Origin of the sequence: Nocardia thailandica NBRC 100428 (assembly GCF_000308795.1) — a bacterium.
In the GTDB taxonomy this organism is placed as follows: domain Bacteria; phylum Actinomycetota; class Actinomycetes; order Mycobacteriales; family Mycobacteriaceae; genus Nocardia; species Nocardia thailandica.
Genome location: NZ_BAGK01000049.1, coordinates 1 through 20,096, shown reverse-complemented (window position 1 = coordinate 20,096; position 20,096 = coordinate 1). Strand labels below are relative to the sequence as shown.

Genomic DNA, 20,096 nt, shown 5'->3' with positions numbered 1-20,096 from the left:
CGCCTGTCGTATCGTGGGTCGGGTGACCAGCAGTGCGCTCAGCGATCAGAACGGGTCGGTCTCGCCGGAGTCGGTGCCGGTCGCCGAGGTGATCGCGAATCGCCGCCGGTCCGGGCACCGCCGCGACGGCCATCGGCTGGCGCTGGTGATCGAGGGCGGTGGCAGCCGCGGCGTGTACTCCAGCGGCATGGTGCAGGCGCTGGAGGAACTCGGCCTCGCCGCGATCTTCGACGCCGTCTACGGCACGTCCGCGGGCGCGATCAACGGCGCGTGGCTGCTGTGCGGCCGGGCCGCCTCGGGCATGCGGTCCTGGACCGACACCACGATCATGCGGCGGGTGGTCGACCCGGTCCGCATCCTGCGCGGCCGCCCGGTCTTCGACCTGCGCTATCTCGTGCACCACGTGTACGACGGGATCGAGCCGATGGATTTCCCAGCGATCCTGGCCAACACCACCTCCTTCCACCCGATCGCGACCGATGTGCGCACCGGCGAGCCGGTCGACCTGGGGCCCTACATCGTCGACAAGGCGACGCTGATGACCGCGCTGCGCGCCTCGGCGGGCCTGCCGCTGCTGGCCGGCCCGCCGGTGGAGCTCGCCGGCCGCAGCTACTTCGACGGCGGCCTGGCCGAGACCGTCCCGATCCGCACGGCCGTCGCCGCGGGCACCACCCACGCCCTGGTGCTGCGGACCCGGCGCTCGGACGAGATCCGCCCGCCCGCGCCGCTGCTGCACCGCGTCGTCGGCGGCGGCTACATGCGCGCCATCGCGCCCGGCGCGTTCCGGGCGTGGTCGCAGCGGCCGGGTCAGCAGGCGCTCGAGGACACCTTCCTGGCCGGTCTGGGCGACCGGGTCATGCAGGTGCACCCGCCCGCGGACGCGCCGCCGATCGACAGCGCCGCCCGCGACACCGATCTGCTCACCCGCGCGCTCGACATCGGCCGCCTCGCGGTCCATTCGATCCTGGGCGCCCCGCCGCGACCGGCCTGACGCGGCCACCCCGATTGTCGGGGCAGAGTTTTTGCCGGATTCCCCGGTTCCGCAGGCCGCCTTAGCGTTTCCCCCGCACGACCGTTCGAGCGTAGGGGTGATGGGTGACCACAGAGGTACTGGTGCGCGAGCCGGCCGCCGCCGAGACCGAACCGGGGCCGCGCTGGCATCCGGGGGCACGCGTCGCCTTCCGCTTCGGGTTCGTCGTCGGCCTCGGCACGGCGGGCGTGTGGCTGCTGCACGCCCTGCTCCGCACGGTCGGCGTGCCGCGGGCGACGGTGGACGAGATCGCGAAATGGACCGCGCTGCATCCGCTCTCGGATTGGGTCGGCCGGACCGTGTTCGACGTCCGGGTCGACTACGCCGCGACCGCCAGCGGGGACACCGCCGCCAAGTGGGTGGCCGCCTTCACCCTGCTCGCGCTCGCCGTCCCGGTGACCGCGGTCTGGTCGGCCCTCGACCGCGGGCGCCCGCATTACGCGCGCCTGCTGGCGTGGTTCCGGCTGCTGCTGCGTTTCGCGCTGGTCAGCGCGCTGATGCTGTACGGGATGATCAAGGTACTGCCGACGCAGATGTCGTTCAACCTCGAACGGCTGGTGCAGCCGTACGGCGACATGAGCCCGATGGCGGTGCTGTGGGCGCACTCCGCGCTCTCCGAGCCGTACGAGATCGCCCTCGGCGCGGCCGAGGTGACCGCGGCGGTGCTGCTGATCCTGCCGCTGACCTCCGGGATCGGCGCCGTGCTCGCGGTGATCGTCGCGCTGCAGGTCCTGCTGGTCAACCTCGCCTTCGACGTGCCGGTGAAGCTGTTCGCGTTCCAGGTGCTGCTGTTCGCGGCCGTGCTGGCCGCCCCCGACATCGCGCGCGTCGTGCGTGCCCTGCTCGGCCGGGCGGTGCCGGTTCGCGACCCGGCGCCCGCGACGAGGACCCGGCGCGGCGCCCGTGTGCTGCTGGTCGGGCAGGTGCTGCTCGGCGCGTGGATCCTGTGCGCGACGACCGTCGAGGCCTACGACGGCTGGCACACCTACGGCAGCGCGCGGCCCCGGTCTCCGCTCTACGGCATCTGGGACGTCACCGAGTACTCCGTCGCGGGCGAGGCCGTCCCGGCGGTCGTCGTCTTCGGCGGGGGCCGCGACGATTCCGCGATGCCGACGCCGGCGCAGCGCTTCCGCCGCGTCATCTTCGACATCCCCCAGGGGATGACCGCGCAGCGGCTCGACGATTCCCTGGTGTCCTTTCCCGCGCGGGTGGACACCGACCGGGGCACGATCACCCTGTCCCGCGACACCGAGCACCGGTGGCCGCTGGCGACTCTCGCCTACGTCCGCCCGGAACCGGACCGGCTGCTGCTGGAGGGCACGCTGGCCGGACGTCCGGTGCGCATGCGCCTCGACCGGGTGGATCTCGCGCGCTTCCCGGTGGTCTCCCGCGGGTTCCACTGGGTGCAGGCCACGCCCTACTACCGCTAGGCGGGCCGGTTAAGCTCCGGGCGTGGAACCGATCGAGATCAACGCCGGATCGTGGTATCTGCGCGCCCTGCGCGCCGACGAGCGGATCGACGACCGGCCCGCGCTGGCCGCGGGCGGGGTCACCGACCCGGACTACGTCGCCGACCGCGCCGCGCAATGGGCCGACGAGTCCCACTTCTCCTGGGCGGTCTGCGTGCCGACCACCGCGGAACTGGTCGCCGAGATCGGCGTGACCCCGCGCGCCGACGGCACCGCCGCCGTCACCGGCTGGGCCCGGCCGGGCGAGGACGAGGCGCTGGCCGCGGGCCTGGCCTCGGTGCACCGGTTCGTGGCGGGCGCGCTCGGCCTGGAGCCCGTCGGCCCGTGACGCCCTCGCGGGCCGCTACAGCCCGCCGAGTACCTCGTCCAGCGCGTCGACGGCGCGGCCGAGTTCGGCCTCGGTGACCGTCAGCGGCGGCCGGAACCGGATCCCGCGCTCGCCGGTCCCCAGCAGCAGCACGTGCTTGCGCACCCGCAGCTCGGCGACGACGGCGTCGCGCAGCCCCGCGGATTCCAGGGTGATCGCGCACATGAGCCCGCGTCCGCGCGGCTCGGACACCAGCGCGGGGTAGGCGGCGGCGAGCTGGTGCAGCTGGTCGAGCAGATAGGCCCCCAGCGCGCGGGAGCGCTCGATGAGCCGGTCGGCCTCGATCACCTCGAGGATGCGGCGGGTGCGGACCATGTCGGTGAGGTTGCCGCCCCAGGTCGAGTTGAGCCGGGACCCGACGTGGAAGACGTTGTCGGGCACCTCGTCCACCCGCCCGCCTGCCATGATCCCGCAGACCTGGGTCTTCTTGCCGAAGGCGACCACGTCCGGCTCGAGGCCGAGCTGCTGGTACGCCCAGGTGGTGCCGGTCATCCCGGCGCCGGTCTGTACCTCGTCGAGGACGAAGAGCGCGTCGTGCTCGCGGCAGAGCCGCTGCATCGCGCCGAGGAACTGCGGGCGCAGGTGCCGGTCGCCGCCCTCGCCCTGGACGGGTTCGGCGATGAAGCAGGCGATGTCGTGCGGGTACCGCTCGAAGGCGGCGCGGGCCTGGTCGAGGGCGCGGGCCTCCAGCGCGGCCATGTCGGCGCCCGCGCGGAGGTAGGGGGTGTCGATGCGCGGCCAGCCGAACTTCGGGAAGCGGTCGGTCTTGACCGGGTCGGTGTTGGTGAGCGAGAGCGTGTAGCCGCTGCGCCCGTGGAACGCGCCGGTCAGGTGCAGGACGCGGGTCCCCAGGTCGCGGGAGCGGCCGTGCGCCTCGTTGTGCCTGCTCTTCCAGTCGAAGGCGACCTTGAGCGCGTTCTCGACCGCCAGCGCGCCCCCGTCGATGAAGAACAGGTGCGGGAGCCGGGGATCGCCGAGGACGCGGGCGAAGGTCTCGACGAAGCGCGCCATCTCGACGGTGTAGATGTCGGAGTTGCTCGGCTTGTTCAGCGCGGCGGTGGCCAGTTCGGCGCGGAAGTCCGCGTCGTCGGCCAGCGCGGGGTGGTTCATCCCGAGCGCGTTGGAGGCGAAGAAACCGAACATGTCGAGGTAGGCGGTGCCGTCGCGTTCGTCGACGAGCGTGCGTCCGTGCGATTTGTGCAGGTCGAGCACCAGCTCGAACCCGTCGGCGAGCAGGTGGGCGGACAGGATCTCGTGTACCCGGTTGGCGGGGGTGACCGCCGCGCCGGGGCGCTCCAGTTCGATGGTCACGCCCCCGAGGGTACGCAAATATTTACGAAACCACTACGAGGCTCCGGAGATATTTCGAGGAATCGTTATCTCGACCGTTACTTATCGTAGAATGTCTGCAGGATGATGGTGCTGCGGGTCCGCACGTTGGCGGTCGCCCTGATCTCCTGGAGCAGCTGCTCGAGCTCCCGCGGCGACCCGACCCGGACCAGCAGCACGTAGCTCTCCTCCCCCGCCACCGAGTGGCAGGCCTCGATGGCCGGGATGTGCTGCAGCAGGGCGGGCGCGTCATCGGGTTGCGACGGGTCGAGAGGGGTGATCGCGACGAATGCCGAGAGCAGATGACCGAGCGCTTCCGCGTCGACCTGTGCCGCGTACCCGCGGATCACACCACGCGCCTCGAGCCGCCGCACCCGCGACTGCACCGCGGACACCGACAAGCTGGCCTTCTCGGCGAGGTTCGACAGGGTGGCCCGGCCGTCGGCCATCAGTTCCCGGATCAGTAGTCGATCGATGTCGTCGAGTTGCGCCCTCGCCGGGGTATCCGAAGCCATTGCGCGAGCCTAACCAAGGCGCGAAGCCTCGTGGCGAAAACTTCTTTCTGTTCCCGCACCGACTTTCCGGACCTTTTTAGTGCGCGATACCAACGCAGAAGGTGAGCAGGCATGACACAGACCGTGACCGACCACTTCACCGAACAGCTGTCGCTGCGGGCGCGGGCGCTGCTGCACGGGCTGGGCGCCGACCTGCCCACGGAGGGCGCGCTGACCGTGCGGACCCCGGTGTCGGGCGGCGTCCTCGCCCGGGTGCCCGCCGACGGCCCGCAGGATGTGGCCGCGGCGATCGCCCGCGCCGACAGCGCCTTTCGCGCCTGGCGCACAGTCCCGGCGCCCGTGCGGGCCGCGGTCGTGCGCCGGCTGGCCGCGCTGCTGGTGACCCACCGCGACGAGCTCGCCGAACTGGTCACCCTGGAGGCCGGCAAGATCGGCGCCGAGGCGGTCGGCGAGGTGCAGGAGATGATCGACGTGTGCGAGTTCGCCGTCGGCCTTTCCCGCCAGCTCTACGGCCTGACCATGCCGTCCGAACGGCCGGGACACCGGCTGATGGAGACCTGGCACCCGCTGGGGGTGGTCGGGGTGATCTCGGCGTTCAACTTCCCCGTCGCGGTCTGGGCGTGGAACACCGCGATCGCGCTCGTGTGCGGGGACACGGTGGTGTGGAAGCCCTCGGAGACGACCCCACTCACCGCGCTGGCCTGTCACACGTTGCTGCGCCGGGCGGCGGCCGAGGTGGGCGCCGACCCCGAGGTGCACCAGCTCGTCACCGGCGGGGCCGAGGCGGGCGCGGCGCTGGTGGACGACCGCCGGGTCGCGCTGGTCAGCGCGACCGGCTCGGTGCGGATGGGCGCGGCGGTCGCCCCGCGCGTCGCGGCGCGGTTCGGGCGCTGCCTGCTCGAGCTCGGCGGCAACAACGCCGCGATCGTCACCCCGAGCGCGGACCTGGATCTGGCCGTGCGCGGCATCGTCTTCGCGGCCGCCGGGACGGCCGGGCAGCGCTGCACGAGCCTGCGCAGGCTGATCGTCCACCACAGCGTCGCCGACGGCCTGGTCGAGCGGTTGCGCGCCGCCTACGACCAGTTGCGCGTCGGCAACCCGCTCGACGAGGGCGTGCTGGTCGGGCCGCTCATCGACGGGCGCGCCTTCGACGCCATGCAGGAGGCGCTGGCGCGGGCGCGCGCCGAGAGCGGCGAGATCGTCTGCGGCGGTGAGCGCGTCGAGCTCGTCGGCCCCGGCGCGTACTACGTGCGCCCGGCGATCGTGCGCATGCCCGCCCAGACCGAGCTCGTCCGCGAGGAGACCTTCGCGCCGATCCTGTACGTCCTCACCTACGACACCATCGACGAGGCCATCGGCCTCAACAACGCGGTGCCCCAGGGCCTCTCGTCGGCGATCTTCACCCTCGACCAGCGCGAGGCCGAACGCTTCCTCGCCGCCGACGGATCCGATTGCGGCATCGCGAATGTCAACATCGGCACCTCCGGCGCGGAGATCGGCGGCGCGTTCGGCGGGGAGAAGCACACCGGCGGCGGCCGCGAGTCCGGCTCGGACTCGTGGAAGACCTACATGCGCCGGGCCACGAACACGATCAACTACTCGACCGGCCTGCCGCTCGCCCAGGGCATCCATTTCGGCTGATGACCAGGCGATTTACGTCCCGCGCCCGGATGCGTGTACAGTAGGAATCACGACGCGGGATGGAGCAGCTCGGTAGCTCGCTGGGCTCATAACCCAGAGGTCGCAGGTTCAAATCCTGTTCCCGCTACCACGATCGAGGCCCGGAATGCACACGCATTCCGGGCCTTCGTCGTTCAGGCGGTCAGGCGGTCAGGCGGTCAGGCGCAGGGTCCACTGCCCGCGGAAGTGCAGGCGCGTCACACTCGCCGGGGCCACATCGATCCGCCAGAACGCGGTGGGGGGCGCGTCCAGGGCGACGACGACCGCGCTGCGCACGACGGCCGGATGGGTGACCGCGACGGTGTCGCTGCCCGCCGCGGCGACCTCGGCCAGCCAGTAGCGGGTGCGCTCGATCACCTCGGTCACCGATTCGCCGCCGTGGCCCCGGAAGTCGGGGTCGGTCAGCCAGGCGAAGAGCTGGTCCTGGGCCAGCCCGCCCATCTCGGCCCCCCGCCACGAACCGGCGTCGAGGTCGCGCAGCCGGTCGTCGGTGTCGCCGGAGAGCCCGAACCGCGCCGCGGTCTGGGCCACACGTAACTCGGGGCCCAGCACGACGCGGGCGTCGGCGGGGGGAAGGTAGTCCGATTGCCCGGTCCGGGCGGACGCGTCCAGTTCCTCGTCGACGGGGAACCGCGCGCCGCGCATCGCCGCCGTCAGGCCATGGCCGATGAGATCAACTCTGAGCACCGATCGCACGAACGGCAAGCATACGGTGCGCGAACAGGGCGGCGACCGGCATCCGCCGATCACGGGCGCGACACCGCGCGACTGCGGGGATCTGTCGGTGCGGCGGTGCACACTGAACCCCATGGACCGGTTCTCCCCAGCGACCAGGCAGTGGTTCGACGGCGCGTTCCCCGCGCCGACGTCGGCCCAGCTCGGCGCGTGGGCGGCCATCGCGGGCGGGGAGCACACCCTGGTCATCGCGCCGACGGGGTCGGGCAAGACGCTGTCGGCGTTCCTGTGGGCCATCGACGGGCTGGCGCAGCGGCCGCCGGCGGCCGCGGGCGAGCGCCGCGGCACCTCGGTGCTCTACATCTCCCCCCTCAAGGCGCTGGCGGTGGACGTCGAGCGCAACCTGCGCGCGCCGCTGGTCGGGGTCACCCAGACCGCGAAACGGCTGGGACTGGACCCGCCGGAGATCACCGTGGGCGTCCGTTCCGGCGACACACCGGCGGGCGAGCGCCGCGCCATGCAGCGCACGCCCCCCGACATCCTCATCACCACCCCCGAGTCGCTGTTCCTGCTGCTGACCTCGGCGGCCCGCGAGACCCTCGCCGAGGTCGGCACGGTCATCGTCGACGAGGTGCACGCCATCGCGGGCACCAAGCGTGGTGCGCACCTGGCGCTGTCGCTGGCCCGGCTCGACGGCCTCACCGCGCGTCCCGCCCAGCGCATCGGCCTCTCGGCCACGGTGCGCCCGCCCGAGGAGATGGGCCGGTTCCTGGTCGGCGCGGCCCCGATCACCATCGTGGCCCCGCCCTCCCCCAAGACCTTCGACCTGTCGGTGCGGGTGCCGGTCGCCGACATGACCGATCCCGGGGAGTCCGAGCAGCCGGGGTCGATCTGGCCGCACGTCGACGAGGCCATCGTCGACCTGGTCCTGGAACACCGCTCCTCGATCGTGTTCGCCAATTCGCGCCGCCTCGCCGAGCGGCTCACCGCCCGGCTCAACGAGGCCTACGCGGCCCGGCTCGGCACGCCGGTCGAGACCGAGCACGCGCCACCCGCCCAGCTCGGCCCGTCCACCGAGGTGATCCACGGCGCGAACCCCCTGCTGGCCCGTGCCCATCACGGGTCGGTCAGCAAGGAGCAGCGCGCGCTCATCGAGGACGATCTCAAGTCCGGCCGGCTGCGCTGCGTGGTGGCCACCAGCAGCCTGGAGCTGGGCATCGACATGGGCGCGGTCGACCTGGTCGTCCAGGTGGAGGCGCCCACCTCCGTCGCGAGCGGCCTGCAGCGGGTCGGCCGGGCGGGGCACCAGGTCGGGGAGATCTCGCGCGGGGTGCTGTTCCCCAAGCACCGCACCGACGTCGTGCACTGCGCGGTGGCCGCCCGGCGGATGCTCGACGGCGAGATCGAGCGGATGCAGATGCCGTCGCACCCGCTCGACATCCTGGCCCAGCAGACCGTGGCGGCCTGCGCGCTCGAGACCATCGACGTCGACGCCTGGTTCGACACCGTCCGCGCCACCGGCAACTACGCGACGCTGCCGCGCTCGGCCTACGAGTCGGTGCTCGACCTGCTCTCCGGCCGCTACCCCAGCGACGAGTTCGCCGAGCTGCGGCCCCGGCTGGTCTGGGACCGGGACGCCGGGACGCTCACCGGCCGCCCCGGCGCCCAGCGCCTGGCCGTCACCTCCGGCGGCGCCATCCCCGACCGGGGCATGTTCGCGGTGTACATGGTGGGCGAGAAGGCCTCGCGGGTGGGCGAACTCGATGAGGAGATGGTCTACGAGTCCCGGGTCGGCGACGTGTTCGCCCTGGGCGCGACCAGCTGGCGCATCGAGGAGATCACCTTCGACCGGGTGCTGGTCACCCCCGCCTTCGGCCTGCCGGGCAGGCTGCCGTTCTGGCACGGCGACAGCCTGGGCCGCCCGGCCGAACTCGGCGCCGCCCTCGGCGAATTCGTGCGCACGGCGGGCCGGGTCGGCGAGGACGGATGGTCGACGCTGGTGCGCGAGACCGGGTCGGCGCCCGGCGAGCCCGCGCGGCCGGACGGCCCCCACCGCGACGACGCGACACCCTCCGGCGACGACCGGCCGGGGTCCGGGGGCGACGACAGCGCCCCCCTGCGGGAGATCCGCGGTCTGGTGCGCGCGATCGGTCTCGATCAGAACGCGGTCGCGAATCTCGGGGCGCTGCTGGAGGAACAGCGCACCGCCACCGGCCAGCTGCCCACCGACCGGACGCTGGTCGTCGAGCGCTTCCGCGACGAGCTCGGCGACTGGCGGCTGGTGCTGCACTCGCCGTACGGCATGCCCGTGCACGCGCCGTGGGCGCTGGCGGTCGGCGCGCGGCTGCAGGAGCGGTTCGGGGTGGACGCCGCCCCGACCGCGTCCGACGACGGCATCGTGGTGCGGCTGCCCGACACCACCGACGAACCGCCGGGCGCCGAGCTGTTCGTCTTCGAGCCCGACGAGATCGACGACATCGTGACCGAGGAGGTCGGCGGCTCGGCGCTGTTCGCCTCCCGGTTCCGCGAATGCGCGGCGCGCGCCCTGCTGCTGCCGCGCCGGGATCCGGGCCGTCGCGCCCCGCTGTGGCAGCAGCGGCAGCGCTCGGCCCAGCTGCTGGACGTGGCGCGCAAGTTCCCCGACTTCCCGATCCTGCTGGAGACGGTGCGCGAGTGCCTGCGCGACGTCTACGACCTGCCGTCGCTGCACGAGCTGCTGGCGAAGGTCGCGAGCAGGCGCGTCCGCCTCGTCGAGGTCGAGACCGCCACCCCGTCCCCGTTCGCCGGCGCCCTGCTGTTCTCCTACATCGGCCAGTTCCTCTACGACGGCGACAGCCCCCTCGCCGAGCGCCGCGCGGCCGCGCTCGCCCTCGACTCGAGCCTGCTCGCCGAGCTGCTCGGCCGGGTCGAACTCCGCGAGCTCCTCGACCCCGCCGTCCTCGACCTCACCCAGCGCGAGCTCCAGCGCCTGACCCCGGAACGCCGCGCCCGCGACGCCGAGGGTCTGGCCGATCTGCTGCGCCTGCTCGGCCCCCTCACGCCCGAGGAGGCGGCGGCCCGGTGCGACCCCGGCTCGCCCCAGGAGCAGGAAGCGACCGACCACCCCGCCCTCGCCGCGGCCGAATCCTGGTTCGACACCCTGCGTTCCGCCCGGCGCGCGCTGGCGGTCACCTTCGCGGGCCGCACCTGGTGGACCGCCGTGGAGGACGCCGCGCGCCTGCGGGACGCGCTGGGTGTACCGCTGCCCATCGGCGTGCCGACCGCCTTCATCGAGCCGGTCCCCGATCCCCTCGGTGACCTGGTCGGCCGCTACGCCCGCACCCACGCGCCGTTCACCACGGCGGCGGTGGCCGAGCGCTTCGGCCTCGGGCCCGCCGTCGCCGCCGCCGCGCTGCACCGGCTCGCGGCCGAGAAGCGCGTGGTGGAGGGGGAATTCACGCCGGCGACGGCGGGCTCGGAGTGGTGCGACGCGCAGGTGCTGCGCCGACTGCGCAGGCGCTCGCTCGCCGCGGCCCGCCACGAGGTGGAGCCGGTCTCCACCGGGGCCTTCGCCCGCTTCCTGCCGGACTGGCAGCACGTGGGCACCGGCACGCTGCGCGGGGTGGACGGCGTCGCCACGGTGGTGGAACAGCTCGCGGGCGTCCCGGTTCCCGCCTCGGCGTGGGAGTCGCTGATCCTGCCCGCCCGGGTCGCCGACTACACGCCCGCCATGCTCGACGAACTGATGGCCACCGGCGAGGTGCTGTGGTCGGGCCACGGCGCGATCACCGCCCGCGACGGCTGGATCGCGCTGCACGTCGCCGAGCAGGCCGCGTTCACCCTGCCCCCGCCCGACGACCTCGACACCACCGAGACGCAGCTGAGCATCCTGGCCGCCCTCGGCGCGCGGATCGAGCCGCGCCCGGACGACCCCGGCGGGCAACGGCTTCCGCCGGTGCTGCACGGCGGCGGCGCGTTCTTCTTCCGGCAGCTGGCCGACAGCACCGGACTGCTCGACGACAAGGCGGTCGGCGAGGCCCTGTGGCAGCTGGTGTGGGCCGGATACGTCAGCGGGGACACCTTCGCCCCGGTCCGTGCCCTGCTGTCGGGGACCACCCGCAGCACGACGGCGCACCGCACGCCGCGCCGCGCACCCCGTGGCCGCGCGTACCTGCCCCGGCCCGCGATGCCGACGCGGTCCGGCCCGCCCACCCTGGCCGGGCGCTGGTCGCTGCTGCCCGACCGCGTCCTCGACAACACCGTGCGCGCGCACGCCACCGCCGACCAGCTGCTCGAGCGCTACGGCGTCCTCACCCGCGGGCCGGTGCAGAGCGAGGGCGTGCCCGGCGGCTTCGCGCTCATGTACCGGGTGCTCACCGAGTTCGAGGACCGGGGCCGGTGCAGGCGCGGCTATTTCGTGGACACCCTGGGTGGTGCCCAGTTCGCCACCACCGACACCGTCGACCGGCTGCGCGGCTTCGACAGCGACCGGCGGCGGGAGTCACGGGCGCTCGCGCTGGCGGCCTGCGATCCGGCCAATCCGTTCGGCGCGGCGCTGCCGTGGCCCAAGGGCGACACCGACAGCGGGCACCGGCCGGGCCGGAAGGCGGGCGCGCTGGTGGTTCTCGTCGACGGCGAGCTGGTGCTCTACCTCGAGCGCGGCGGCAAGACCCTGCTGACCTTCACCGAGGATCCCGACGCCCGCCGGGCGGCCGCGGCGGCGCTGGCCGGGCTGGTCACGGGGCGAAAGGTGGAGTCGCTGGTGATCGACAAGGTGAACGGGGAATCCGTGCACGGCAACACCTTCGCCGGTTTCCTGACCGAGGCGGGCTTCGCGGCCACCCCGCGCGGTCTGCGGCTGCGCAGGCAGGTCTGATGCCCGAGGGTGACACCGTGTTCCGGACGGCCGAACGGCTGCGCGCCGCCTTGGCGGGAAAGACCCTGACCCGCAGCGATTTCCGGGTGCCCCGGTTCGCGACGGTCGACCTGTCCGGCGAGCCGGTGACCGAGGTGGGCAGCTACGGCAAGCACCTGTTCATCCGCACCGAGAAGTTCAGCATCCACTCGCACCTGAAGATGGAGGGCGCGTGGCGCGTCTTCCACTGCGGCCAGCGCTGGACCAAGCCGCGGGTGACGGCGCGGGTGGTGCTGGCCACCGACGAGCTGGAGGCCGTCGGCTTCTCCCTCGGCACCCTGGAGCTGCTGCGCCGCGCCGACGAACACACCGTGACCGACCATCTCGGACCCGATCTGCTCGGCCCGAACTGGGACGCCGAGGAGGCCCTGCGCCGCATCGAGCGGTATCCGCGCCGCCCGATCGGTCTCGCGCTGCTCGACCAGCGGGTGCTGGCGGGGATCGGCAACATCTACCGCAGCGAGATCTGTTTCCTGCGCCGCGTGCACCCCGCGACCCCGGCGGGGACCATTCCGGATCTGCCCGCGCTGGTGGACGAGTCCCACCGGGTGCTGCACAAGGCCGCCCACGATCCGCCGTGGCGGGCCCTGGTCTACGGCCGCGCCCGCCGCCCCTGCCCCCGCTGCGGGACGGCGCTGCGCTCGGCCCTGCTCGGCGAGGACGACCCGGGGGACTCGGTGACCCGGCACGAGCGGGGCATCTACTTCTGCCCGCGCTGCCAGCCGGACCCGGACGGCGATAACTAGACCAGTCGTCATAGTTGGCGTACCGTACGTGGTGTGACCCCACGCACGGATACCCGGCAGCGGTTCCTCGACGCCGCCGCCGACCTCTTCCACACCCAGGGCTACCACGCCACCGGGCTGAACCAGCTGGTCAGCGCGGGCGGCGCGCCCAAGGGCTCGTTCTACTTCCACTTCCCCGGCGGCAAGGAACAGCTCGCCGCCGAGGCACTCGCCCAGTCCGGCGAGCAGCTGCGCGAACTGCTGGCCGCCGCCCTCGACACGGCCGGCTTCGACGGCCTGTTCGAGGCCCTCGGCGCGGTCCTCGCCGACTCCGGCTACACGCGCGGCTGCCCCATCGCCACCATCGCGCTCGACGCGGGCGGCGAGAGCGACGCCATCCGCGCCGCGTGCGCCGGCGGCTTCGAGTCGTGGCGCGGGGCCATCGGAGACCACCTGCGCGCCGAGGGCATCCCCGCCGGACGCGCCGACCACCTCGCCACCGTCGCGCTGGCCCTGATCGAAGGCGGGCTGCTGCTGGCCCGCACCCAGCGCGACCTCGCCCCGCTGCGCACGGTGGCCACCCACCTGCGCACCCTGCTGGAATCGGAGTTGTCCTGATGCGTATCCACCACCTCGACGGCGGCACCCTGCGCCCGTTCGGCGGCACCCTGCTCGACGGCGCGGGCGGCCTGCTGCGCCGGGCCGAGCTCGTCTGCCACTGCGTCCTGGTCGAACTCGGCGACCGGCTCGTCCTCATCGAGACCGGAATCGGCGAACAGGCCACCGTCCGGCCGGGCGAGTGGCTGGGCGCGCAGTTCCTGCGGATGACCCGGCCGGTCCTCGACCCCGAGCTGACCATCGCCCGCCGGATCGAGGCGCTCGGCTTCCGGCGCACCGATGTCAGCGACATCCTGGTCACCCACCTGGACCTCGATCACGCGGGCGGGCTCGCCGACTTCCCCGACGCCCGGGTGCACGTCTACGGCGAGGAACTGCGCGCCCTGGAGGGACATCACGGCCCGCGCGAGCAGTTCCGTTACCGCGCCGCGCAATTCGCGCACGGCCCGCGCTGGGAGACCTACGACGACCTCGGCGAGCCGTGGTTCGGTTTCGACGCGGTGCGCGAACTGCGCGGCCTCCCGGCGGAACTGCTGCTCGTCCCGCTGGCCGGGCACACCAGGGGCCACGCGGGAGTCGCCCTCGACACCGGCGACGGATGGCGGTTCGCCGCGGGCGACGCCTACTTCCATCCCGGCAGCCTCGACCTCGATCACCCGCACCAGCCGCCGCTGAACGCCCTGTTCGAGCGCATGGTGGAGACGGTGGGCGGGCCGCGGCGGGAGAACCAGCGCCGCCTGGCCGAACTCGCCCGCGACCGGGCGGACACGGTGACGGTGTTCTGCGCGCACAACGCCGCCGAACTGCGCGCGCTGCAGCGGCAGTCCGTGGCGTCCTAGCCGCGCGGGCCGATCCTCAGCGGTCCTGCGGGACCGGCTCGAGCAGCTGCGGGCGCGGCTCCGGCGCCGCGACCCGCAGCGCGTCGGCCGAGGCGTCGTCGGGCTGGGTCTGCGAGCGGACCTCGGCGGTGACCCGCGCCTGGTAGATCCGCACCTCGCGGTCGATGTCCGCGTCGTCCCAGCCCAGCACGGGCGCGACCAGCCGGGCCACCTGCTCGGCGCAGTTCGCCCCGCGATGGGCGTACTCGATCGAGACACGGGTGCGCCGGGCCAGGATGTCGTCGAGGTGCAGCGCGCCCTCGGCCGCGGCCGCGTACACCGCCTCGACCTGCAGATAGGACGGGGCGTCGGTGATCGGCTGCAGCAGTTCGGGCCTGCCCTCGGCCAGGGCGAGCACCTCGTCGACGAGCGAGCCGTAGCGGTCGAGCAGGTGGGTGATCCGGTACGGGTGCAGCCCGTAATGCTCGGCGAGCTGCACGGTCTGGTTGACCAGCGCGTAGTACCCGTCGGCGCCCAGCAGCGGCACCTTCTCGGTGATCGACGGGGAGACCCGCGCCGGGATGTCGGCGGCCGCCTCGTCCACCGCGTCGGCGGCCATCACCCGGTAGGTGGTGTACTTACCGCCCGCGATGCTGACCAGGCCGGGCGCGACCCGGGCGACCGCGTGCTCGCGCGACAGCTTGGAGGTCTCGTCACTCTCCCCCGCCAGCAGCGGGCGCAGGCCCGCGTAGACGCCGTGGATGTCGTCGTGGGTGAGCGGGGTGACCAGCACCTGGTTGACCCGGTCGAGCAGGTAGTCGATGTCGGCCTTCGTGGCCGCCGGGTGGGCGAGGTCGAGGTTCCAGTCGGTGTCGGTGGTGCCGATGATCCAGTGCGAACCCCACGGGATGACGAACAGCACCGACGTCGCGGTGCGCAGGATGATCGCGGCGTCGCTGACGATCCGGTCGCGCGGCACCACGATGTGCACGCCCTTGGACGCGCGCACCTGGAACCGGCCGCGCTGATGCGACAGGCCCTGCACCTCCCCCGTCCATACGCCGGTCGCGTTGACGACCACGTCGGCGCGCGCCTCGCCGGTCCGCCCGTCCTCGGTGTCCCGCAGTCGCGCGCCGACCACCCGGTCGGCCTCGCGCAGGAAGCCGACCACCTGGGTCGAGGTCCGGATGACCGCGCCGTAGTGCGCGGCGGTGCGCGCGACGGTGAGCGTGTGCCGGGCGTCGTCGACGACGGTGTCGTAGTAGGTGACGCCGCCGACCAGGGAGTTCCTGCGCAGGCCCGGCGCCAGCCGCAGGGCGCCGTGCCGGGTCAGATGACGCTGTCCCGGAACCGATCTCGCGCCGCCCATGGTGTCGTAGAGCAGCAGGCCCGAGGCCACGTACGGGCGCTCCCAGCCGCGCCGGGTCAGCGGGTAGAGGAAGCGCAGCGGCTTCACCAGGTGCGGTGCCAGTGTCGACAGCGCCAGCTCCCGCTCCCTCAGCGCCTCGCGGACCAGCCCGAACTCGAGCTGCTCGAGATAGCGCAGGCCGCCGTGGAACATCTTCGACGACCGGCTCGAGGTCCCCGAGGCCAGGTCCCGCGCCTCGACCAGCGCGACCGACAGCCCCCGGGTCGCCGCGTCCAGCGCGATGCCGGCGCCGACCACGCCGCCGCCGACGACGAGCACGTCGAACCGGTCCTTGCCGAGCCGTTCCCAGGCCGCGTCCCGAGCGGCCGGTCCCAGCACGCCGGGGCCGAGACGGTCGCGGGCGGACCGTCCGGCGACGAGTTCGCCGGATCGGAGGAAGGGGGAATCCGCTGGGTGGGCCATCTCGACTCCTCGGCGCCGGGTCATCTCCTCGGACACTGCGGGCACCGGCCCTGCCTCCGTCCGGCGCCGCTGCCGTACACGCTAGACCCCGGTCCCGCCCGGCGGTCCGCGCGCGGCACCCGTGTCGTCGTGATCCGCGCCGCGCCCGGACGGGGCTCTAGTAGCCTGCACAGATGCGTCGCTTCGTGGCCGCCATCGATCAGGGAACCACCTCGAGCAGGTGCATCGTCTTCGACCGGCAGGGCCGCATCGTCGGCACCGCCCAGCGCGAGCACGAACAGATCTTCCCCCGGCCGGGCTGGGTCGAACACGATCCCCGGACCCTGTGGCGCAACACCGAGTTCGTGCTCGGCGCGGCGCTGGGCAACGGCGGGATCTCGGCGGGCGAGCTGGCGGCCATCGGCATCACCAACCAGCGCGAGACGACGGTCGTCTGGGACCGGCACACCGGCGAGCCGGTCTACAACGCGATCGTCTGGCAGGACACCCGCACCGACGCCCTGTGCGCCGAGCTGGCGGGAACCCAGGGGCCGGGCCGCTACGCCGAACGCACCGGCCTGCCGCTGTCGACCTACTTCGCCGGACCCAAACTGCGCTGGATCCTCGACAACGTCGAGGGGGCGCGGGCCCGCGCCGAGGCGGGCGACCTGTGCTTCGGCACCGTCGACTCCTGGGTGCTGTGGAACCTCACCGGCGTCCACTGCACCGACGTCACCAACGCCTCGCGCACCATGCTCATGGATCTGCGGACGCTGCAATGGGATCCGGAGATCTGCGCCGACTTCCGGATCCCGATGTCGCTGCTGCCGCGGATCCGCAGCTCCTCGGAGGTGTACGCCGAGATCACCTCGGGCCCGTTCGCCGGCGCCCCGGTCGCGGGCATCCTCGGCGATCAGCAGGCCGCCACCTTCGGACAGGCCTGCCTGTCCCCCGGCGAGGCCAAGAACACCTACGGCACCGGTAATTTCATGCTGCTCAACACCGGGGAGACGCCGGTGTTCAGCAAGCACGGGCTGCTCACCACGGCCTGCTACCGGCTCGGCGACCGCCCCGCGGTGTACGCGCTGGAGGGCTCCATCGCGGTCACCGGTTCGCTGGTGCAGTGGCTGCGCGACAACCTCGGCATCATCGGCTCCACCGCCGAGGTCGAGCCGCTCGCGCGCAGCGTCGACGACAACGGCGGCGCGTACTTCGTGCCCGCCTTCTCCGGCCTGTTCGCGCCGCGCTGGCGGCCCGACGCCCGCGGCGTCATCGCCGGGCTCACCCGCTTCGTCACCAAGGCCCATCTGGCCAGGGCGGCACTGGAATCCACGGCGTTCCAGACCAGGGAGGTCGTCGAGGCCATGCGCGCCGACGCCGCCGCGCAGAACCTGGACCTGTCGCTGACCACCCTGAAGGTCGACGGCGGTATGACGGCCAACGCGCTGCTCATGCAGTTCCAGGCCGACGTGCTCGACGTGCCGGTGGTCCGGCCCGTGGTCAGCGAGACCACCGCGCTGGGCGCCGCCTACGCGGCGGGGCTGGCCGTCGGCTACTGGGAGAGCACCGACGACATCCGGGCCAACTGGTCGGCCGAGCGCACCTGGCACCCGGACATGCCGGCGCCGCGGCGCGCCCACCTGCTGGCCGAATGGGACAAGGCGGTGGCCCGCACCTACGACTGGGTGTGAGCCGCGGCCAGCCGGGCCACGGCGGTGCGCAGGGTCTGTTCGTCGGAGGTGGTGAAGCACAGCCGCATGGCGGACTCGTGCCCGCCCTCGACCGCGAAGGCCGATCCGGGGACGTAGGCGACGCCCGCCGCCAGGGCCGCGGTGAGCAGGGCGGTCGTGTCGGTGCCGTCGGTGAACGTGCCCCAGACGAACATGCCGCCGGTCGCGTCGGTGACCCGCAGCCGGTCGCCGAAGGTCTCCCGTACGGCGCCGACCAGGGCCTTGGCCCGGGTCGCGTAGGCGCCGCGCACGCCCTCCACGTGCGCGGCCAGCCAGTTGCCGTCGGCGAGCAGCTCGGTGGCGATCTGCTGGGTCAGCGCCGATCCGCACAGGTCGGCACCCTGCTTGAGGAGTTCCACCGCGCGGCAGACCTCGTCGGGCGCGGTCATCCAGCCGACGCGCAGGGTGGGCGCGAGGATCTTGGACACGCTGGAGAGCCGGATGATCCTGGGCGAGTGCGCGGCCACCGGCGCGGGGGCGGGCGCGTCGAACCACAGTTCGCCGTAGGGGTCGTCCTCGATCACCCAGAAACCGTGCCGGTCGGCCAGTTCCGCCAGCCGCGCGCGGCGGGCCGGGCTCATGGTGACCCCGCCCGGATTGTGGAAGTTGCTCACCGTGTGCACGAGCGCGGGCCGTTCGCCCGCCGCCAGCAGTTCCTCGAGCAGGTCGAGTCGCAGGCCCTCGTCGTCGAGCGGGACGGCCCGGATCCGGGCGCCCGCCGCACGGAAGACCTGCAGCGCGCCGACGTAGGCCGGGTCCTCGACGACCACCAGCGCGCCCGGGTCCAGCAGCACCTCGCCGAGCAGGGACAGCGCCTGCTGGGAGCCGTGCGTCACGAACACCTCGCCGACCGGCACGTCGCGGCCGATGCGGGCCGACTCGCGCGCGGCCAGCACCTCGCGCAGCGGGGACCAGCCCGGCGACTCGGTGTACTGCAGCACCCCGCGGTCGGCCAGCGCGGCGGCGGCCGCCTCGGCGATGCGTTCGCGCGGCATGAGGGCGGCGTCGGGCAACCCGCCCGCGAGGCTGATCACCTCGGCCCGCGCGGTGAGTTTCAGCAGGTCACGAATCGCCGAACTCTGCAGTCCGGCGAGCTTGCCTGCCAGGGGTGCGTGGAGCGACGACATGGGGACCTCCGGGACGACTCGATGCGAAGTCATCCTACGATCCCATATCTCATACCGGAATATGAAATTCCTGTCCCATATGTTGAGAAGCTAGCGCGGCGTCACCGACACGATCAGCCATTTCCCGTCGCGGTTGGTGGTGAGGATCTCCTGCCGGTACAGCTGCTTGCGGCCGCCCGGGGCGAACTCGGTCAGCTGCACGTCGAAGCGGGCGTTGTCGGTCTGGCGGATCCGCACGCAGTGCGTGGTCCCCTGCGGCACCTGGGTGTCGATCGCCTGCTGGATCACCTCGGCGCCGTTGATCTCGGCGTCCGGCGCCACGAACTCGCGCACCTTCGGACCGGAACGATCGTGATAGAAGGCGTACTGGAAGCCGAGGATCGCACGGGCGCCGCTGGTGGTGTCGCCGGGACCGTTACCCACCGTGACGCCCTGCTCGGAGACCGGCTTGCAGTCCGTCGCCGACGTCGTCGCCGCGATCGGCGGCGAGGTCGGCCCCTCCTCACCGCCGCGCTTCACGAAGCCGATGGTCACGACGAGGCCGATCACCAGCAGCACGGCCGCGGCCGCGCCGCCGATGATCCAGTACAGCCGCTGCTGATCGGGCCGCTCGGGACGCTGCGGGGCAGCGGGCGTCGCCGGGGCGAGCCGCCGCGCGATCGGATCGTCGGCCCACGACAGGCCGGGCTCGGCGGGCGGCTTGGGAATCAGGCCGTCGTCGTCGGGCTTGCTCCACCACGGCTGATCATCGTCGGCGTCGGACGGAACCCGCTGCGCGCCGGAGGTTTTCGCCGCGTCGGGGGCGACCGCACGGCCGGCGGACTCGCGCCGGATCACCTCGGTGGCATCGGCGCCGTCGGCCGGGCCGCCGAAGGGCTGCTCGCCGGTGCGCGGGCGGGTCGGCGCGCCGAACGCGGCCGGGCCCGTCAGGGGCCGACCCGGATCGGTGCCGGGCCGGGCGCCCGCCACCGGCAGCCCCGGGCTCGTGCCGAAACGCGTGGTCGCCTCGGAGATCGGCGGCGGGGCGCCGAACGGGCCGGGCTCCGGGGTCGGGGCGCCGAACGGACCCGCGGGCGGCGGCGTCGCGCCACCGAACGGGGAGGCGGCTGCCGACGGCGCCTGGTCGGCGGGCGGGCCAACCGGGGGCGGGGTCGCCTCACCGAACGGCGAGGGAGCCCTTGACGGAGTCGCGGCACCGAACGGCGAGGCAGACGCCGACGGGGTCGCGCCGCCGTTGGGCGTGACGCCCGTGTTCGGCGCCTGAGCGGCGGGAGGATCGGCCGGGGGCGGGGTGGCGGCGCCGAAGGGC

The 20,096-nt window shown here is 73.3% G+C and carries 15 protein-coding genes and 1 tRNA gene; 10 read left to right on the top strand and 6 right to left on the bottom strand.

Annotation, left to right across the window (positions count from 1 at the left end; genetic code table 11):
- Positions 1-22: 22 nt before the first annotated feature.
- The 3 genes from ON36_RS05310 (at position 23) to ON36_RS05300 (ending at position 2,827) form a co-directional block, all read left to right on the top strand.
- The gene (locus ON36_RS05310; RefSeq protein WP_083884925.1) at positions 23-991 is read left to right on the top strand and encodes a patatin-like phospholipase family protein; all 969 of its coding nucleotides are present in this window, start codon (positions 23-25) and stop codon (positions 989-991) included.
- A 104-nt stretch (positions 992-1,095) separates the two neighbouring features.
- Positions 1,096-2,460: a hypothetical protein gene (locus ON36_RS05305; RefSeq protein ID WP_052313678.1), complete on the top strand. Its 1,365-nt coding sequence runs from the start codon at positions 1,096-1,098 to the stop codon at positions 2,458-2,460.
- A 22-nt stretch (positions 2,461-2,482) separates the two neighbouring features.
- A complete protein-coding gene (locus ON36_RS05300) occupies positions 2,483-2,827 on the top strand; it encodes a hypothetical protein (RefSeq protein WP_043648343.1) in 345 nt (114 codons plus the stop codon).
- 15 nt (positions 2,828-2,842) lie between these two features.
- On the opposite strand, the gene lat is transcribed toward ON36_RS05300, so the two are convergent.
- Together lat and ON36_RS05290 are read right to left on the bottom strand one after the other, a co-directional pair.
- Positions 2,843-4,177 (bottom strand): L-lysine 6-transaminase, encoded by a 1,335-nt coding sequence (gene lat, locus ON36_RS05295; protein WP_043648340.1) that lies wholly within the window; start codon positions 4,175-4,177, stop codon positions 2,843-2,845.
- 77 nt (positions 4,178-4,254) lie between these two features.
- Positions 4,255-4,710, bottom strand: coding sequence for an Lrp/AsnC family transcriptional regulator (locus ON36_RS05290; RefSeq protein WP_043648336.1), 456 nt, complete (start codon positions 4,708-4,710; stop codon positions 4,255-4,257).
- A 111-nt stretch (positions 4,711-4,821) separates the two neighbouring features.
- Here ON36_RS05290 and amaB point away from each other — a divergent pair, with 111 nt between their 5' ends.
- Both amaB and ON36_RS05280 read left to right on the top strand, forming a co-directional pair.
- Entirely contained in the window at positions 4,822-6,351 is a 1,530-nt protein-coding gene (gene amaB / locus ON36_RS05285) for an L-piperidine-6-carboxylate dehydrogenase (RefSeq protein WP_043648333.1), read from the top strand.
- A 53-nt stretch (positions 6,352-6,404) separates the two neighbouring features.
- Positions 6,405-6,481, top strand: a tRNA-Met gene (locus ON36_RS05280).
- 59 nt (positions 6,482-6,540) lie between these two features.
- Here the strand turns inward: ON36_RS05280 and ON36_RS05275 are convergent.
- Positions 6,541-7,086: a histidine phosphatase family protein gene (locus tag ON36_RS05275; protein WP_043648472.1), complete on the bottom strand. Its 546-nt coding sequence runs from the start codon at positions 7,084-7,086 to the stop codon at positions 6,541-6,543.
- A gap of 112 nt (positions 7,087-7,198) precedes the next feature.
- Here ON36_RS05275 and ON36_RS05270 point away from each other — a divergent pair, with 112 nt between their 5' ends.
- From ON36_RS05270 to ON36_RS05255, 4 genes are read left to right on the top strand one after another with little or no spacing between them, the layout of a single operon-like run.
- The gene (locus ON36_RS05270) at positions 7,199-11,920 is read left to right on the top strand and encodes an ATP-dependent helicase (protein ID WP_043648469.1); all 4,722 of its coding nucleotides are present in this window, start codon (positions 7,199-7,201) and stop codon (positions 11,918-11,920) included.
- A complete protein-coding gene (locus ON36_RS05265) occupies positions 11,920-12,705 on the top strand; it encodes an Fpg/Nei family DNA glycosylase (RefSeq protein WP_043648330.1) in 786 nt (261 codons plus the stop codon). The genes ON36_RS05270 and ON36_RS05265 overlap by 1 nt, the downstream gene beginning before the upstream one ends.
- A gap of 33 nt (positions 12,706-12,738) precedes the next feature.
- Entirely contained in the window at positions 12,739-13,302 is a 564-nt protein-coding gene (locus ON36_RS05260) for a TetR/AcrR family transcriptional regulator (RefSeq protein WP_043648327.1), read from the top strand.
- Positions 13,302-14,141: an MBL fold metallo-hydrolase gene (locus ON36_RS05255; RefSeq protein ID WP_043648325.1), complete on the top strand. Its 840-nt coding sequence runs from the start codon at positions 13,302-13,304 to the stop codon at positions 14,139-14,141. Before ON36_RS05260 ends, ON36_RS05255 begins: the two co-directional genes overlap by 1 nt.
- 16 nt (positions 14,142-14,157) lie before the next feature.
- On the opposite strand, the gene glpD is transcribed toward ON36_RS05255, so the two are convergent.
- A complete protein-coding gene (gene glpD, locus ON36_RS05250; RefSeq protein ID WP_083884923.1) occupies positions 14,158-15,951 on the bottom strand; it encodes a glycerol-3-phosphate dehydrogenase in 1,794 nt (597 codons plus the stop codon).
- Between the two features lie 173 nt (positions 15,952-16,124).
- On the opposite strand from glpD, the gene glpK reads away from it, so the two are divergent.
- A complete protein-coding gene (glpK, locus tag ON36_RS05245) occupies positions 16,125-17,621 on the top strand; it encodes a glycerol kinase GlpK (RefSeq protein ID WP_043648319.1) in 1,497 nt (498 codons plus the stop codon).
- On the opposite strand, the gene ON36_RS05240 is transcribed toward glpK, so the two are convergent.
- The gene (locus ON36_RS05240) at positions 17,606-18,787 is read right to left on the bottom strand and encodes an aminotransferase-like domain-containing protein (protein ID WP_043648316.1); all 1,182 of its coding nucleotides are present in this window, start codon (positions 18,785-18,787) and stop codon (positions 17,606-17,608) included. The two genes, glpK and ON36_RS05240, sit on opposite strands and share 16 nt — an antisense overlap.
- Positions 18,788-18,877: 90 nt before the next feature.
- Positions 18,878-20,096, bottom strand: a 1,219-nt coding sequence (locus ON36_RS32585) for a DUF8176 domain-containing protein (protein ID WP_052313676.1), incomplete at its 5' end; no start/stop codon positions are given.